At 76.3% G+C, this 16,494-nt stretch carries 13 protein-coding genes and 1 riboswitch; of the genes, 10 read left to right on the forward strand and 3 right to left on the reverse strand.

The window, feature by feature from the left end:
* Positions 1 to 22: 22 nt before the first annotated feature.
* The gene (holA, locus tag IEY37_RS00125) at positions 23 to 1,033 is read right to left on the reverse strand and encodes a DNA polymerase III subunit delta (protein WP_188939519.1); all 1,011 of its coding nucleotides are present in this window, start codon (positions 1,031 to 1,033) and stop codon (positions 23 to 25) included.
* Between the two features lie 146 nt (positions 1,034 to 1,179).
* Positions 1,180 to 1,320, forward strand: a riboswitch (SAM riboswitch).
* Between the two features lie 13 nt (positions 1,321 to 1,333).
* Here holA and thrC point away from each other — a divergent pair.
* Positions 1,334 to 2,599, forward strand: coding sequence for a threonine synthase (gene thrC / locus IEY37_RS00130; protein WP_188939520.1), 1,266 nt, complete (start codon positions 1,334 to 1,336; stop codon positions 2,597 to 2,599).
* A 114-nt stretch (positions 2,600 to 2,713) separates the two neighbouring features.
* On the opposite strand, the gene IEY37_RS00135 is transcribed toward thrC, so the two are convergent.
* Positions 2,714 to 3,652: a DNA-3-methyladenine glycosylase family protein gene (locus tag IEY37_RS00135; RefSeq protein ID WP_373298233.1), complete on the reverse strand. Its 939-nt coding sequence runs from the start codon at positions 3,650 to 3,652 to the stop codon at positions 2,714 to 2,716.
* Between the two features lie 14 nt (positions 3,653 to 3,666).
* Positions 3,667 to 4,938, reverse strand: coding sequence for a glutamyl-tRNA reductase (locus tag IEY37_RS00140; RefSeq protein WP_188939521.1), 1,272 nt, complete (start codon positions 4,936 to 4,938; stop codon positions 3,667 to 3,669).
* A gap of 174 nt (positions 4,939 to 5,112) precedes the next feature.
* Between IEY37_RS00140 and hemE the strand changes: the two genes are divergently transcribed.
* From hemE to IEY37_RS00185, 9 genes are all read left to right on the forward strand, one after another.
* On the forward strand, positions 5,113 to 6,228 hold the full coding sequence (gene hemE / locus IEY37_RS00145; RefSeq protein ID WP_188939522.1) for a uroporphyrinogen decarboxylase: 1,116 nt from the start codon (positions 5,113 to 5,115) through the stop codon (positions 6,226 to 6,228).
* Complete coding sequence (hemG, locus tag IEY37_RS00150; protein WP_229673457.1) at positions 6,225 to 7,628, forward strand: protoporphyrinogen oxidase; 1,404 nt, start codon at positions 6,225 to 6,227, stop codon at positions 7,626 to 7,628. The genes hemE and hemG overlap by 4 nt, the downstream gene beginning before the upstream one ends.
* Positions 7,629 to 7,881: 253 nt before the next feature.
* Positions 7,882 to 8,700 (forward strand): hydrogen peroxide-dependent heme synthase, encoded by an 819-nt coding sequence (gene hemQ / locus IEY37_RS00155; protein WP_188939523.1) that lies wholly within the window; start codon positions 7,882 to 7,884, stop codon positions 8,698 to 8,700.
* The gene (locus IEY37_RS00160) at positions 8,697 to 9,938 is read left to right on the forward strand and encodes a ferrochelatase (RefSeq protein ID WP_188939524.1); all 1,242 of its coding nucleotides are present in this window, start codon (positions 8,697 to 8,699) and stop codon (positions 9,936 to 9,938) included. Before hemQ ends, IEY37_RS00160 begins: the two co-directional genes overlap by 4 nt.
* Complete coding sequence (gene hemC / locus IEY37_RS00165; protein ID WP_188939525.1) at positions 9,935 to 10,897, forward strand: hydroxymethylbilane synthase; 963 nt, start codon at positions 9,935 to 9,937, stop codon at positions 10,895 to 10,897. The genes IEY37_RS00160 and hemC overlap by 4 nt, the downstream gene beginning before the upstream one ends.
* Entirely contained in the window at positions 10,890 to 11,672 is a 783-nt protein-coding gene (locus tag IEY37_RS00170) for a uroporphyrinogen-III synthase (RefSeq protein WP_188939526.1), read from the forward strand. Before hemC ends, IEY37_RS00170 begins: the two co-directional genes overlap by 8 nt.
* Positions 11,669 to 12,658, forward strand: coding sequence for a porphobilinogen synthase (hemB, locus tag IEY37_RS00175; protein ID WP_188939527.1), 990 nt, complete (start codon positions 11,669 to 11,671; stop codon positions 12,656 to 12,658). The genes IEY37_RS00170 and hemB overlap by 4 nt, the downstream gene beginning before the upstream one ends.
* Positions 12,655 to 14,073 carry a glutamate-1-semialdehyde 2,1-aminomutase gene (hemL, locus tag IEY37_RS00180; RefSeq protein WP_229673458.1) on the forward strand — a complete coding sequence of 473 codons (1,419 nt, stop codon included), beginning with the start codon at positions 12,655 to 12,657 and terminating at the stop codon, positions 14,071 to 14,073. The genes hemB and hemL overlap by 4 nt, the downstream gene beginning before the upstream one ends.
* 209 nt (positions 14,074 to 14,282) lie before the next feature.
* Positions 14,283 to 16,451 (forward strand): hypothetical protein, encoded by a 2,169-nt coding sequence (locus IEY37_RS00185; RefSeq protein ID WP_188939528.1) that lies wholly within the window; start codon positions 14,283 to 14,285, stop codon positions 16,449 to 16,451.
* Positions 16,452 to 16,494 lie beyond the last annotated feature (43 nt).

Genomic DNA, 16,494 nt, shown 5'->3' on the forward strand with positions numbered 1-16,494 from the left:
ACGGGGGGCCGGTGGCACCCGCTCACCGGGCCCGGCGCGCCCGCCCGACCTCGATGACCGCCTTCTCCAGGGCGTAGTCCGGGTCCGCCGCGGCGCCCTTCACGGCCCCGTTGACCTCGGCGACCACCGCCATCCCGCGGGCCAGCCCCTCCTCGGACCACGCGCGCGCGGCCCCGCGCGCCCGGTCCACCTTCCACGGCGGCATGCCCAGCTCCGAGGCCAGCGCGTAGGCGTTCCCGCCCCTGGCCCCGGACACCCGGGCGATCGTCCGCACCCCGTCGGCGAGCGCGTCGGCGATCAGCACGTGCGGGACGCCGACCGCCAGGGCCCACCGCAGCGCTTCCAGCGCGGCGGGCACGTCACCGGCCACGGCCAGGTCGGCGATGGCGAACCCGTTCACCTCCGCCCGGCCACGGTGGTACCGGTGTACCGCGGACTCGTCGATCAGGCCACCGGTGTCCGCCACCAGCTGGCCGGCCGCCGACGCCAGCTCCCGCAGGTCGGAGCCGACCGCCTCGACCAGCGCCGCCACCCCGTCCGGGGTCGACGTCCCGCCGCACCGCTTGATCTCCGCCCGGACGAAGTCCAGCCGCTCCCCGGGCCGGGTGATCCGCTCGCAGGTGTGCAGCTGCGCCCCGGCCGCCCGGAAGGCGTCCACCACGGCCTTGTTCCGCGCCCCGCCGGCGTGCGCGACGACGAGCGTCACCCCGTCGACCGGGTCGCCCGCGTAGCCGGCCAGCGCGGTCGCGACGTCCTTGGTGGCCTCCGCGGCGCCGCGCACGACGACCACCCGCGGTTCGGCGAACAGGCTCGGGGCCACCAGGTCGGCCAGCAGCCCGGTGGACAGCTCGGACGCCGCGGCGTCCCGGCGTTCGACGTCCGGCCGGGCACGGCGGGCCGCCGCGACCGTGGCCGCGACGGCCCGGTCGACCAGCAGCTCCTCGTCCCCCAGCACCAGCACCAGCGGGCCGGGCGCGCCGTCCGCGCCGCGCCGGGTGCCGGTGTCGGAGCTGTCGGCAGCGGCTCGGGCCATGAGCGCCATCGTGCCAGTGCCCCCCGACACCGCCCCCGGGCACCGCTCCGGCTGCACCCGGAGCACCGGAGCACCCCGGCCGGTGCGCTATCCTCGCCGGACACCGCGGACGGCGCCGGCCGCCGCGGTGGGCACGACAACTGAACACCTCATCCAGAGGGGCAGAGGGACACGGCCCGACGAAGCCCCGGCAACCACCACGACGCGCAGTCCGCACCCGCGGACACGACAGGCCCGTCGTCGGCAGGTGCCCCGTCCGTCCCGCCACCGAGCGGGGAAGATGAGACGAAAGGCCTCGTCATGACGCTTGCCCTGTCCCGCCCCACCGCCCGGCTCGGCGCCGCCGTCGCGCTGTCCTGTCGCGAGTGCGGCACCCGCACCGAGGTCGGCCCCCAGTACGCGTGCCCGGAGTGCTTCGGGCCGCTCGAGGTGGCCTACGAGTGGACCCTGCGCGGCGAGGAGCTGCGCCGCGAGATCGAGTCCGGGCCGGAGAACATCTGGCGGTACGCCGCGCTGCTGCCGGTGCCGGCGGACGTCGCCGCGACGCCGAACATGAACCCCGGCCGGACGAAGCTGGTGCGCGCCGACAACCTGGCCCGTGAGCTCGGCATGGGCAACCTGTGGGTCAAGGACGACTCCGGCAACCCCACCCACTCGTTCAAGGACCGGGTGGTCGCCGTCGCCCTGGCGGCGGCGCGTGAGCTCGGCTTCCAGGTGCTCGCCTGCCCGTCGACCGGCAACCTCGCCAACGCCGTGGCGGCGGCGGCCGCGCGGGCCGGCATCCGGTCCGTGGTGTTCGTGCCGCGCACCCTGGAACAGCAGAAGATCCTGACGACGGCCGCCTACGGCGGCACGCTCGTCGCCGTCGACGGCAGCTACGACGACATCAACCGGCTGGCCGGGCAGATCGCCGCCGAGCGCGAGGACTGGGCGTTCGTCAACGTCAACGTCCGGCCCTTCTACGCCGAGGGGTCCAAGACGCTCGGCTACGAGGTCGCCGAGCAGCTGGGCTGGCGGCTGCCGCGGCAGGTGGTCATCCCGGTCGCCTCGGGCGCGCAACTGACGAAGGTGGACAAGGGCTTCCGCGAACTCGTCGAGCTGGGACTGGTCGACGACGCCTCGTACAGCGTCTTCGGCGCCCAGGCCACGGGCTGCTCCCCCGTGTCGACCGCCTTCAAGCAGGGCTGGGACACCGTGCGCCCGGTCAAGGCCGACACCATCGCCAAGTCACTGGCCATCGGCAACCCGGCCGACGGGCCGTACGTGCTCGACACGGTGAACCGCACCGGCGGCGCCGTCGAGGACGTGAGCGACGACGAGGTCGTCGACGGCATCCGGCTGCTGGCCCGCACCGAGGGCATCTTCGCCGAGACCGCCGGTGGCGTCACAGTTTCCGTGCTGCGCAAGCTGCTGGCCGCCGGCCGGCTCGACCCCGACGCCGACACCGTGCTGTTCAACACCGGGGACGGCCTGAAGACGCTGGACGCCATCGCCGGATCGGTGGGGCCGAGCGCCACCATCCCGCCGACCCTGGAGGCCTTCGAGGCCACCGGCCTGGCCGGCTGACCGCACGGCCGCCGCGCCGGCGCCCGTGTCGGGACCGCAGGGCGAGGCACCCGAACCCGGCGGTGCTGGACCGCAGGGTGAGGCGCCCGGGCCCGGCGGTGCGGCACCGCAGGGTCAGTGGTGCCGGTGGTCCTGCACCGCCAGCCGCGGCCCGCGGCGGGGCGGCCCGGCGCCGGCGAGCTCCAGCAGCCGGAAGACGCGGTAGCGGTGCGGCCGCCACGGCTCCAAGAAGGTCTCGACCTCGTCGTCGCCCAGGATGCGACCGGCGAGCGCGTGGCCCGCCATCCGACCCAGGTGGTAGTCCCCGACGGGCAGCGCATCGGCGTCGCCGAGGACCCGGTGGCCGACCTGCGCCGCGGTCCACCGGCCGATGCCGGGCAACGACGTCAACGCCCGGTAGACGACGCCCGGCTCATCGGCGTGCCGGTCCGCCAGCTGCTGCAGCCGGTCCGCGACGCGCAGCGCCGCACCGACCGCCCGCGCCCGGCCCGGGTCCACGTTGGCCAGGTGCCAGTCCCACGAGCGCACCCGGCGCCACCCCTCGGCATCCGGCAGCACCCGCATGCCGGCCGGCGCCGGACCGGGCGCCGGGTCGCCGAACCGGGTCACCAGGTACCGCCAGGCCGCGAAGGCGTCCTTGCCCATCACCCGCTGCTCGATCACGGCCGGCACCAGCGACTCGAGCACGAGACCCGTCCGCGGGATCCGGACGCCGGCGAACCGGCGGGCGGCCGCGGCCAGCAGCGGCACCCGCGGCTCGAAGCCGTCCGGCCGGTCGTCCGCACCGAGCAGCCGCGGCAACCGCTCGGCCAGCTCGGCAGCGCCGGGACCCCATGCCCGGCAGTGGATCTCGTCACGACGCTGTCGCAGCAGGTAACTCACCGGGCCGGACGGGAGGCGGGCGGTGCGCCACAGCCCGCCGTCGGCCCACCGGTGGCAGGGGTCACCGGCGCCGCGGCGCAGCACCGAGAGGGTGGTCACCGCGTCGATCGGCGCGGCGGGACGGAACACCGTCTCGACCTCGCACGGCGACGGCACCGCGTCGACGGACAGGGTCACCGGACCGGTCAGCCGTGCGGCTCGGCGGTGCCGGTACCGGCGGGCAGCTCGATCCCGAACAGGGTGTGCAGGGCCTGCAGGTAGTGCGCCGCGTCGCCGGTCCTGGCCAGCTCGCGGGCCCGCAGCGTCGGGGTGTGCAGCAGCGACTGGGTGACCCGGTGCAGCGAGAGCTCCACCTCCGCGGCGACGTCCCCGTCGTACTTGGCGCGCAGCCGGTCCAGCTCCTTCTGCACCGCGCCGGACACGTGGCGGCGCAGCGCGACCACCGCCGGGTCGAGCTGGCGCGCGGCCTGCTCGTCCTCGAACCGGGCGACGGCGTCGATCACCACGTCCTGGGCGGCGGTGATGGCCTCGCGGTGCTCGGGCGCGACGCCCACCGCGACCGTCCGCAGGTCGACCACGACGACGCCGGGCAGCGCCCGCACGTCCTCCGGCACGTCGGCCGGGAGCGCCAGGTCGACGATCCGCAGCGGCGACGGCCGCAACGCCACCGCGGCGGCGACGGTGGAGCCGTCCAGGGCGGCCGCCCGACCACCGCTGCAGGAGACCACCAGGTCGACCTTCGCCAGGGCCTCGACCAGCTGGCCGGCCGGGACGGCCTGGGCCTGGTGCGCGTCGGCGAACGCCTGCGCGCGGCCGCTGGCCGAGTGGATGCGGATGTCCGTCACGCCGCGGGCGCGCAGCGCCGCCACCGAGACCCTGGCGTACGCACCGGTACCGATGACCAGCGCCGACCCGCCGGGCGCGGGGGCCGGCTCCACGAGGTCGAGGGCGACGGTGACCACGCTGCGCCCGGCCGAACCCAGCGGCGTGCCGGCCGTGACCCGCCGCGCGGTGCGCAGCGCGGACTGGAACAGGGTGTGCAGCGGCGGCGTGGTGGTGCCGGCCGCCTGCGCGGCGGACAGCGCGCGGGACACCTGGCCGGAGATCTCGGCCTCGCCGACGACCATCGAGTCCAGTCCCGAGGCGACCGTGAACAGGTGCGCGGCGACGGGGGCGCCGACCCGGACCCTCGCCACCGTGGCCACCTCGTCGGCCGGTACCCCGGCGACGGCGGCCACCGTCGCGGTGACGGCGTCGACCGCGTCGTGGAACAGGCGCGCGTCCAGGTAGATCTCGAGTCGGTTGCAGGTGCTGAGCATCACAGCGCCGGAGACCGGCGACCCCGGCGCGCGCACCAGGTCCGACAGCGCCGACCGCAGGCCGACCGCGTGTTCGGACAACCGCTCCAGCTGGTGGAGGTCCAGGTCATGGTGACTGGCACCGATGACCATGAGCATAGGCCCACTGTACCGCCGTGACCTGCGGCGAGTTGGTGAGGCAAGGCTAACCCAGCGGCCGCGGGCGGCCCGGCGGCCGAGCCAGGAGCGGCCTGGCAGCCGAGCCGCGGGCGGCCTGGCGGCAGGGCCCGGACCGGGCCCTGCCGCCGTCCCGGATGAGACGATGGGCCGGTCATGACGCACTCCACCGACACCCCCGACCCGGCCGTGCTGCCCGCCGACAACCCCGCCGGGGTGCTGCCACCGGGCCACCCGCTGTCCGACGGGCGGCTGGCCGGCGCGCCGCTGCTCGCCGCGATGACCGGCCAGCACGCCGACCACCACCCCGTGTGGTTCATGCGGCAGGCCGGCCGCTCGCTGCCGGAGTACCGGCGGGTCCGCGCCGGCATGCCGATGCTGCAGGCCTGCCTCACCCCGGACCTGGCCGCGGAGATCACCCTGCAGCCGGTCCGCCGGCACGGCGTGGACGCGGCCGTGCTCTTCAGCGACATCGTCGTGCCCTTGAAGCTGGCCGGGATCGAGGTCGAGATCGTCCCCGGCACCGGGCCGGTGGTGGAGCACCCGATCCGCACGGTGGCCGACGTCGCCGCGCTGCCCGCGCTGGACCCGGCGGCGCTGGCGCCGGTCGCCGAGGCCGCCGCGCGCACCGTCGCCGAGCTCGGCGGTGTCCCGCTGCTGGGGTTCGCCGGCGCCCCGTACACCGTGGCGTCCTACCTGGTGGAGGGCGGCCCGAGCCGGGAGCACTTGCGCACCCGCGCCCTGATGCACGCCGAGCCGGAGACCTGGCACGCGCTGGCCGGATGGGTGGCCGGGGTCACCGGCAGCTTCCTGCGGGCGCAGGTGCTCGCCGGCGCCTCGGCGGTGCAGCTGTTCGACTCGTGGGCCGGCAGCCTGTCGCTGTCGGACTACCGCACCTTCGTCCAGCCGCACTCGGCGGCCGCGCTGGCCGCGGTCGCGGACCTGCCGGTGCCGCGGGTGCACTTCGGGGTCGGCACCGGCGAGCTCCTGGTGGCCATGCGCGACGCCGGCGCCGACGTCATGGGCATCGACCACCGGGTGGCGCTGGACACCGCCAACGAGCGGCTGTCCGGGCGGACGCCGCTGCAGGGCAACATCGACCCCGCGTTGCTCTTCGCCGGCGAGGAGGCGCTGCAGGCGCACACCCTCGAGGTCCTCCGGGCGGGCGCGCAGGCGCCGGGACACGTGGTGAACCTCGGGCACGGCGTCCCGCCGGACGCCGACCCGGACGTGCTCACCCGGCTGGTGGACTTCGTCCACCGCCAGCGGTGACCCCCCTGCCGCCGCGGGTCGACGTGGTCGTCGTCGGCGGCGGGATGGCCGGGCTGGTCGCGGCCTGGGAGCACGCCAGGGCCGGCCGGACGGTGCTGGTGCTGGAGGCCGGCGACGACACCGGCGGCGCGGTGGCCCGGCTGGACCTGGACGGCCTCGAGCTGGACGCCGGCGCCGAGTCCTTCGCGACCGCGACGCCGGCCGTGGGCGACCTGGCGGCCGAGCTGGGCCTGGCGGACCGGGTGGTGGCCCCGCTGCCGGGAGGTGCCTGGCTGCGGCACGGTGGGGGCAGCGCGCCGCTGCCGGCCGGCGGTCTGCTCGGCATACCGGCCCACCCGCTGTCCCGAGAGGTGCGGCGGGTGGTCGGGCCGGTGGGAGCCGCCCGCGCCGCGCTGGACCGGGTGCTGCCGGGCCGGGTCGGCGCCGCCGCACCGACCCTGGGCGGGCTCGTCCGGCGGCGGATGGGTGCGCTGGTGGTCGGCCGGCTGGTCGAGCCGGTCGCCGGCGGCGTCTACTCCACCGATCCCGACGTCCTGGAGCTGGACTCCGCGCAACCGCTGCTGCGCCCGGCGCTGCTCGAGCACGGGTCGCTGTCCGCGGCGGTCCGCGCGCTGCGCGGCGGTGCCGGCCGGCCCGGCTCGGCGGTCCAGGGGCTGGCCGGCGGTATGTGGACGCTGCCCCGCGCGCTGCGCCGGGCGCTGGAGTCGGCCGGCGGCCTGGTGCGCACCGGCACCGCGGTGACGGGGCTCGACCCGGCGCCGGACGGCCGGTGGACGGTCACCACGGCCTCCGGGGCGGTCACCGCCGGCCGCGTCGTGCTGGCCGCGCCGCTGTCCGTCACCGCCGCCCTGCTCGCGCCGAGGCTGCCGGCCGCCGTGCTCGCGGCCGTGCCCCCGCCGCCGCAGCAGGACGTCGCGCTGGTCACCCTCGTCGTCGACGCACCGGAGCTCGACGCGGCGCCCCGCGGCACCGGCGTGCTGGTGGCCGCGCACGTCACCGCCGTGACCGCCAAGGCCCTGACGCACGCCTCCGCGAAGTGGCCGTACCTGGCGGCGGCCGCCGGCCCGGGCCGGCACGTGCTGCGGCTGTCCTACGGCCGTGCCGGTCGACCCGCCCCGGCGGACACCGAGCTCCCGGACCTCGCCCGCCGGGACGCCGCCGAGCTGCTCGGCGTCGAGCTGCCGGCCGCGCGGGTGCGGGCGGCGGCCCTGCGCCGGTGGACGTCCGCGCTGCCGCGGCCCGGGGTGGGTCACGCGGCGGCGGTGGCTGCGCTGCGGGCCGCGCTGCCGCCCGGCATCGGCGTCACCGGTACCGGGATCGCCGGCACCGGGTTGGCCGCGGTGGTCGCGGACGCCCGCCGCGAGGGCGTGGCGGTCCCCGGCGCCGGACCCGGGCCCTGATCCAGGCCCTGACCCGGGCCTTGACCGCGCGGCCCTGACACGCGGTCCGACTCGTGCTGCGGACCTGGGGTGGGTGCTGACCCCGGGCACCACCGCGGCACCCTCGGGGGGCCCAGACCGCCGGCCCGTCACCGGTCCGCGGGCACGCTGCGCAGCCGGACCGGCACCGCCGGCGGCCGGCCACCCTTCGCGCGAGGGAAAGACCACATCGCGCCCGCGCCGGGCAGCCGCCGGGCGGGGGGAGGATGGAGCCATGACCGACGACACCGGCGCCGCGAGCACGGCGTCCGCTCCCGGCGACACCGGCGGCGCCTCGGCTCCGGCGACCACCGCCGCTCCCGGCGACACCGCAGGTCCCGGCGACACCGCCGCCACCGCGCCCCGACCGCGGCCGACCGCACGCGAGATCAACGCCTCGATCCGGTACACCTGCTGGTCGGTGTACGCGCGCAGCGCGGAGCTCGACGCGCCCGCGGACAAGGCCGCCGCCGAGCTGGCCGAGCTGGTCGGGTCACTGGCCCAGGAGGACGTCACCGTCCGCGGCTGGTACGACGTCTCCGGTCTGCGGGCGGACGCCGACCTGATGGTGTGGTGGCACGCGCCGTCCGCCGCTGCCCTGCAGGACGCAGCCCGCGCGCTGCGCCGCACCGCCGTCGGCCGGGCGCTGGCGCCGACCTGGGCCGGCATGGGCGTGCACCGGCCCGCCGAGTTCAACAAGGGACACGTGCCGGCGTTCCTGTCCGGGCGGGCGGCCCGGTCCTGGGTGGCCGTCTACCCGTTCGTCCGGTCGTACGACTGGTACCTGCTGCCGGACGCCGAGCGCCGCGAGATGCTGGTGGAGCACGGGCTGATGGGACGCGAGTACGAGCAGGTGCTGTCGAACACCGTCGCCGCCTTCGCCCTCGGCGACTACGAGTGGCTGCTGGCCCTGGAGTCGAACGAGCTGCACGACATCGTCGACCTGACCCGTCATCTGCGGGCCTCGCGGGCGAGACTGCACGTCCGCGAAGAGGTCCCGTTCTTCACCGGCCGGCTCACCGACGTCGACGGCGTCGTCGAGGTGGTGCGGTGACGGCCCGGCCCGCCTACGACGCCGTGCTGCTGGCCGGTTTCGGCGGCCCGGAGTCGCCGGACGACGTGATGCCGTTCCTGCGCAACGTGACCCGCGGGCGCGGCGTGCCCGAGGAGCGGCTGGTCGAGGTCTCGCACCACTACCTGGCGCTCGGCGGCGTGTCGCCGATCAACGAGCAGAACCGGGCGCTGCGCGTCGCTCTCGAGGCGGAGCTGCGCCGGCGGGGCGTGGACCTGCCCGTGCTGTGGGGCAACCGCAACTGGGGACCGTTCCTGTCCGACGTCGTCGCGGACGCCGCCGGCCGGGGGCTGACCCGGCTGCTCGGGCTGGCGACCTCTGCGTACTCCTCCTACTCGGGGTGCCGGCAGTACCGGGAGGACTTCGGCGGTGCACTGCTGGCCGGCGGCCTGGTCGGGACGGTGGTGCTGGACAAGGTGCGCCCCTACTACGACCGGCCGGGCTTCCTGGCGCCCGTCGCGGACGCCACCGTCGAGGCCGTCCGCGAGCTGCTGGGCGACGGCGTGACCGCCGGCGAGATCGAGGTGGTGTTCACGACGCACTCGATCCCCACGGTGATGGCCGACAGCTCCGGCTCCGCGGAGCTCGGGGACCACGGGTCCGGCGGCGCGTACGTCGCGCAGCACCTGGCCGCCTGCCGCGCGGTGATGGACCGGCTCGGCCGCGAGCTCGGGACGACGCCGTCCTGGCAGCTGGCGTACCAGTCCCGGTCGGGCCCGCCGTCGGTGCCGTGGCTCGAACCCGACATCAACGACGTGATCACCGGGCTGTCCGGCCGGCGGGCGGTGGTGGCCGTGCCGATCGGCTTCATCTCCGACCACGTCGAGGTGGTGTGGGACCTGGACCACGAGGCCCGGGACACCGCGGCGGCCGCGGGGCTGCGCTGGGTGCGGGTCCGCACCAGCGGCACCGACCCCCGCTTCGTCGCGGCGCTCGGCGACCTGGTGCAAGCCCGGCTCGACCCCGCCGCCGGCCCCGTCGACGCCGGCGCGGCCGGGCCGGTGCGGCCCGACTTCTGCCCCGTCGGGTGCTGCGTGGGCCGGGTGCGCCGGCCGACCACCGCCGCGCAGGACTCCGCGGTCGACTGGACGGACCTGGACGTGACGGACGACCAGCTCGCCGCCTCCGGGATCCGCGGCACCCGGCCCCGCACCGCCACTGCTCCCGACGTTGGGACCGACGGTGACCGGCGACCCGACCCGGCGGGGGTGGCCCGGTGACGGCGACAACCACGACGCTGCGGGTCGGCACCCGCGGCAGCGCTCTGGCCCTGGCCCAGTCCGGCCAGGTCGCGGACTGGCTGAGCAGCACCGTCGGCGTCCCGGCCGAGCTGGTGCGGGTCCGCACCGAGGGCGACGTCGACCGCGGGCCGCTCGCGACGATCGGCGGCACCGGCGTGTTCGTCACCGGCGTCCGGGCCCGGCTGCTGTCCGGCGAGGTGGACGTCGTCGTCCACTCGCTCAAGGACCTGCCCACCGCCGCCGCCGACGGCATCGCGCTGGCCGCCGTGCCGCGGCGCGAGGACCCGGCCGACGTGCTCTGCGCGCGGGACGGGCTGACGCTGGCAGAGCTGCCGGACGGCGCGCGGGTGGGCACCGGCTCGCCGCGGCGGGCGGCACAGCTCCGCGCCGCCCGACCCGACCTGGACGTCCGGGCGGTGCGCGGCAACGTCGACACCCGGCTCGGGATGGTGGCCGACGGGACGCTCGACGCGGTGGTCCTCGCCGCCGCCGGTCTGGCCCGGATCGGTCGCGAGGACGCCGTCACGGAGCGGTTCACCGAGGACGTCATGCTGCCCGCGCCCGGACAGGGCGCGCTGGCGGTCGAGTGCCGGCTCGCCGACCGGCACACCGGGCCGTACGCGTCGGCGCTGGCCCGGCTGGACGACCCGGTGTCGCGGGCGGAGGTGCGGGCGGAACGCAGCCTGCTCGGCGCCCTGGAGGCCGGCTGCAGCGCACCGGTCGGTGCCCGCGCCCACAGCGACGGCGTCCGGCTGACCCTGACCGGGCTGGTGATCGCCCCGGACGGGCGGCGCCAGGTGCGCGGCGAGATCTCCGGCCGCGCTGCCGACGCCGCGCTGCTGGGTCGACGCCTGGCCCAGCGGCTGTTCGACGACGGTGCCGCCGCGCTGCTGGGTGACCTGCCGCTCCGGGCGGCGGCGGCCGCCGGCGGTGGGTGACCTCGCCGGCTGGCGTGTGCTGCTGTGCCGGCCCGCCGACCGGACCGCCGACCTGGCCGCCGCGCTCCGGTCGGCCGGGGCGGAGCCGGAGGCCGTGCCGTTGATCGCGACCGGCCCGCCCGCCGACCCCGCCGCGCTCGACCGGGCGGCCCGCGAGCTGGCCGCCGGTGCGTACCGCTGGGTCGGCTGGACCTCCGCGGTGGCCGTCGACGCGGTCACCGCGCGCGCCGCGGCGCTCGGCCTGCGTCCCTGGGTGGCGCCGGGAACCCGCGTCGCGGCGGTCGGCGCGGCCACCGCGGCGCGGCTGGCGAGGGCGTCGGTCGCGGTCGACCTGGTGCCCGCCGGCGCCGGGTCCGCCGCCGCGCTCGGACAGGCCTGGCCGCCGGCCGGACCGGGCGACTCGGTGCTGCTGCCGCAGTCCGCGATCGCGGCACCGGACCTGGCGGTCGCCCTGCGCGACAAGGGGTACCTGGTGCGGGTGGTCGACGCCTACCGCACCGTGACGGTCCCGCCGCCACCGCCCGTCGCCCGGCGACTGGCGGAGGGCGCCTACCGGGCCGTGCTGCTGCACTCCCCCAGCGCGGTGGCGGCGCTGGCCGGGATCCCGGTGGCCGCCGGCACCGTCGTCGGTGCCGTCGGCCCCAGCACGGCCCGCGCGGCGACCGAGGCGGGCCTGGCCGTGGGTTTCGTCGCCGCCGCACCCACCGACGCCGCGCTGCTGGCCGGGCTGCGTGCCGCTGCCCGCCCCGCACCCGAGAACAGGAGAACCCAGTGACCTATCCCGTCGCGCGGCCCCGGAGGCTGCGCCGCACGCCGGCCCTGCGCCGCCTTGTCGCCGAGACCCGTTTGCACGCCGCCGATCTGGTGCTGCCGATGTTCGTCAAGGACGAGCTGACCGAGCCGGTGCCGCTGACGTCCATGCCGGGCGTCCTGCAGCACACCCGCGACTCCCTGCGGCGCGCGGCCGCCGAGGCGGTCGCCGCCGGCGTGGGCGGCCTGATGGTGTTCGGCATCCCGGCCCGGCGCGACGCGGTGGGCACCGCGGCCACCGACCCGGACGGCATCCTCAACGTCGCGCTCGCCGACCTGGCCGCCGAGGTCGGCGGCGACACCGTGCTGATGGCCGACCTGTGCCTGGACGAGTTCACCGACCACGGGCACTGCGGTGTGCTGGCTGCCGACGGGTCCGTCGACAACGACGCCACGCTGCTGCGCTACCGCGACATGGCGCTCGCCCAGGCCGCGGCCGGCGCCGACCTGGTGGGCACCTCCGGGATGATGGACGGCCAGGTGGCCGCCGTCCGCGACGCCCTGGACGGCGCAGGGCACCTGGACACCGGCGTGTTCGCCTATGCCGCCAAGTACGCGTCCGCCTTCTACGGGCCGTTCCGCGAGGCGGTGGACTCGGCACTGCAGGGCGACCGCCGCACCTACCAGCAGGACCCGGCCAACCGCCGGGAGTCCGCCCGCGAGGTCGCGCTGGACGTCGCCGAGGGCGCCGACCTGGTCATGGTGAAGCCGGCCATGTCCTACCTCGACGTGCTGTCCGACACGGTCGCGGCGGTGGACGTGCCGGTGGCGGCGTACCAGGTGTCCGGGGAGTACGCGATGATCTCCGCGGCCGCCGAGCGCGGCTGGATCGACCGGGACCGGGCGATCACCGAGTCGCTGCTGGGGATCCGGCGCGCGGGCGCGCAGATCGTGCTGACCTACTGGGCCACCGAGGTGGCCACCCGACTGCAGGCGGAGGGTGCCGCATGACCATGCCCGCGGAGGGACCGGCCGCCGGTCCGGGCGACGCCACGGCCACCGGCCGCGCGGCGGCGGCGTCGTTGGCCGACGCGGTGACCGTGCCGGCCAGCGCGGAGCTGTTCGCGCGCGCCCGGCGGGTGACGCCGGGCGGCGTCAACTCGCCGGTGCGCGCCTTCCGGTCCGTCGGTGGCACGCCCCGGTTCATGGTGTCCGGGTCCGGCCCCCGGCTGACCGATGCCGACGGCCGCAGCTACGTCGACCTGGTCGGGTCGTGGGGTCCGATGATCCTCGGCCACGCCCACCCCGACGTGCTCGCCGCGGTGCACGCCGCGGCGTCGGCGGGGTTGTCCTTCGGCACGCCGAGCCCCGGCGAGGTCGCGCTCGCCGAGGAGATCGTCGCCCGGGTACCCGCGGTCGAGCAGGTGCGGTTGGTCTCCTCCGGCACCGAGGCCACCATGTCCGCCATCCGGCTCGCGCGCGGGTTCACCGGGCGTCCGCTGATCGTCAAGTTCGCCGGCTGCTACCACGGGCACGTCGACTCCCTGCTCGCCGCCGCCGGATCCGGCGTCGCCACCTTCGGCCTCCCCGACTCGGCCGGGGTCACCGCGGCGACGACCGCCGAGGTGCTCGTCCTGCCCTACAACGACCTGGACGCCGTGCGGGCCGCCTTCGCCGCGGCACCCGGCCGGATCGCCGCGGTGATCACCGAGGCGGTCGCGGCCAACATGGGCGTCGTCCCACCCGCCCCCGGGTTCAACGCCGGACTGGCCGAGGTGGCGCACGCGGACGGCGCGCTGCTCGTGTCCGACGAGGTGATGACCGGGTTCCGGCTGGGGCCGGCCGGCATGTACGGCATCGACGCCGCCCGCGAGGGCTGGTCACCGGACCTGTTCACGTTCGGCAAGGTCATCGGCGGCGGACTGCCGGTCGGTGCCTTCGGCGGCCGGGCCGACGTCATGGCGCTGCTGGCCCCGGACGGGCCGGTGTACCAGGCCGGCACCCTGTCCGGGAACCCGGTGGCGACCGCCGCCGGGCTCGCCACCCTGCGCGGGCTGGACGACGCGGCGTACGCGCGGCTCGACGCGACCTCGACGGCCGTCCGGATCCTGGCGGACGACGCGTTGACCGCCGCGGGCGTGCCGCACCGGGTACAGCGCGTGTCCAACCTGTTCTCGATCTTCTTCTGCGACGAGCCGGTGCAGGACTACGACGCCGCCCGCCGGCAGGACACCGCGGGGTACGCGGCCTTCTTCCACGCGATGCTGGACGCCGGTGTGTACCTCCCGCCGTCGGCGTTCGAGGCATGGTTCGTCTCGACGGCGCACGACGACAAGGCTGTCGACGTCATCGCGAAGGCGCTGCCCGGGGCGGCCCGCGCGGCGGCCAGAGCCGTCGAGGCCACCGCCGGTACTCACCGACGGTAGTCACGCTCCGACGGATCGGTCGGTGGACGGGTGAGATCACGGGTCGATGACGAACCCCCGAGCCGGACATTCTGCACGGAGGGCACACGACCGAATCTGTGGGATGACTCCTATTCTGACCAGCCGTTTCGTGCCTTAGCCTGTATTCCATCAGCATTACGGGGATCAACAGGCAATGGCGCTCACCGGGGGCGCAGGAAGCGAGCACCATGCGGAAGTCGGGAGTTGTCGGGGCGCTGACCGGCCGGCGGCGGTGGCGGTCGGTGACCGTCGCGCTGGCCGCGGCCGCGACCGGGATGGCCGTGCTGCCCGCGGTCGCGCAGGCCTCGACCACGACAGCGGTCCAGCAGTCGGCGGCGGTGCAGGCCGCTCCGGCGGTCCCGGCGGCGCAGGTCGCGCCGGTGGCGTCGGCGGCCGCCGCGGTGCCGTCGATCGCCGGTCCGGCCGGTCGGGACTACGCCACCGAGGTCTTCAACGACCCGTGGGAGTACTCGAACAGCGACGACATGCTGATCAACTTCTCCGGGACGCGGCGGCTGAGCAACCAGCGCTACGGCGGCAACATGCTCAGCGCCCACCTGGACGGCAACAGCGCCTACCTGTCCCCGGTCTGGGGCGGGTACAGCGACTCGCTGCTCAACGGCCGCGACGCGGCGCTGCCGCAGAACGGGGTGGTGGCGGCCCGGTACGACGCCTTCGCGATCGAGCTGTACTCCAACGCTCCGGCGAAGTCCAACTTCTACCTGGCCTGGTACAGCTGCCCCACCGTGAACCCGGCGTCCGCGTGCAGCGGCCGGTCCGGCTTCGTGTACCTGCGGCCGGGCTGGAACACCTACGTCGTCCCGCTGGGCCGGACCGCCGGTTCCGGCGGCTCGTTCCCGCTGGACTGGGCCGGGACGATCAACGGCCTGCGCATGGTGTTCAACGCCGGCAGCAGCGACATCAAGCTGGACTGGGCCCGCCTCTACAAGCGGGACAGCGGTGTGCGGCTGGGCATCTCGGGGCTGTCCGGACGCGACCTGGTGTGGGACAGCAACGGCTCGGACGCCGACAACACGGGCGCCGCCTCGGCCGCGCCCCTGCAGGGCACCGCGGCGCCCACCTGGGGCGTGCTGCCGCGAAACACCCCCGACTGGCGGGCCGCGGTCAGCGGCGACACCGCCGACCTCGCCTTCCTGCCGGGCCGCAGCTGGCGGATCGGCACCCGCAGCGGCCCGGGCGGCCGGGTGTCGTGGTTCCGCAACGTCAACCTGATCGCGCCGCTACCGGAGCTCATCACGCCGAACCCGCAGGGCAGCACGGACTACGCCAGCGCGGTGCTGAAGAACCCGTGGGACATGGCTTCCGGCGCCGACCTGTCGTCGGTCAAGAACATGCGCGTGCTGAGCTGGGGGGGCGGCAACCTCTCTGGCCAGAACGCCGGCCCGAAGTTCAACGACCCGCAGCTGGCGCTGCGGCTCGGCGCGACGCCGATCAACACCACCGTCTACCACCGGCTCACCATCACGATGTCGGAGGACGGCGCCTACAACCTGGGCGGCGGGCCGGGCGGCGGCTCGGTGGCGCGGGTGCTCTGGCGGACGGGCAACCACAACAGCGCGGACCAGATGGTGACCTCCAAGGCGATCCCGGTGTACCCGGGCGTCCGGAGCGTCACGGTCGACATGGCCCAGCCCACCGGCAATTCCGTGATCAGCCGGGTGGCGTGGCCGTTCGTGTCGTCGGCCGGGGTGGCCGTGCTGCGCGTCGACCCCAACGAGGATCCGGCGACCGGCACGAACGGAGCCGCTCCGCGGCGCTTCCGGATCGACAGCGTCCAGCTGCGCTCCGACTTCACCGCCGACGGCTACTTCCCGGTGACCTGGCAGGACAAGTCGAACCTGCCCGGCGGCTCCGCGGTGCTGCGGCTGACCCGGACCCCGAACGTCTGCGCCGGCGACCCGTTCGCCACCGTGCGGGTCCAGAAGGGCGTCAACACCACGCTGCTCAACACCCACGACCTCGCCAACGGGCGCTACTACGTCTGCCTGACGATCCGGCGCGGCGGGGCCAGCACCAACCGGATCGCGGCGGCGCCGATCGTCGTCACGCACTCCGCGGCGGCCGCCCGGGCGGCGTCCCCGACGATGGCCTCGGTGACCCCGACGGCGGCGCGGTCCGGCGCCACCGCGCAGGTCAGCTGGCCGGCGGTCGGCGGCGTGGTCGGGTACCAGGTGCACGAGCTGAACTCGGACCGGTACACGGTGACCCGCGCGGCCACCCGCGTCTCGGCGGTCGCCTGCCCGAACACCGGCGGCCGGGCCCGGTTCCAGGTGCGCGCCTTCGGTTCCGGTGGGGTCGGCGCGTGGTCCCGGCCGAGCGCCTACGTGTCCTGCTGATCCACCGCACCGGGCCATCGGTGCGAGCGGTCCACCCTCGGGG

Origin of the sequence: Nakamurella endophytica (assembly GCF_014646215.1) — a bacterium.
Classification (GTDB): Bacteria; Actinomycetota; Actinomycetes; order Mycobacteriales; family Nakamurellaceae; genus Nakamurella; species Nakamurella endophytica.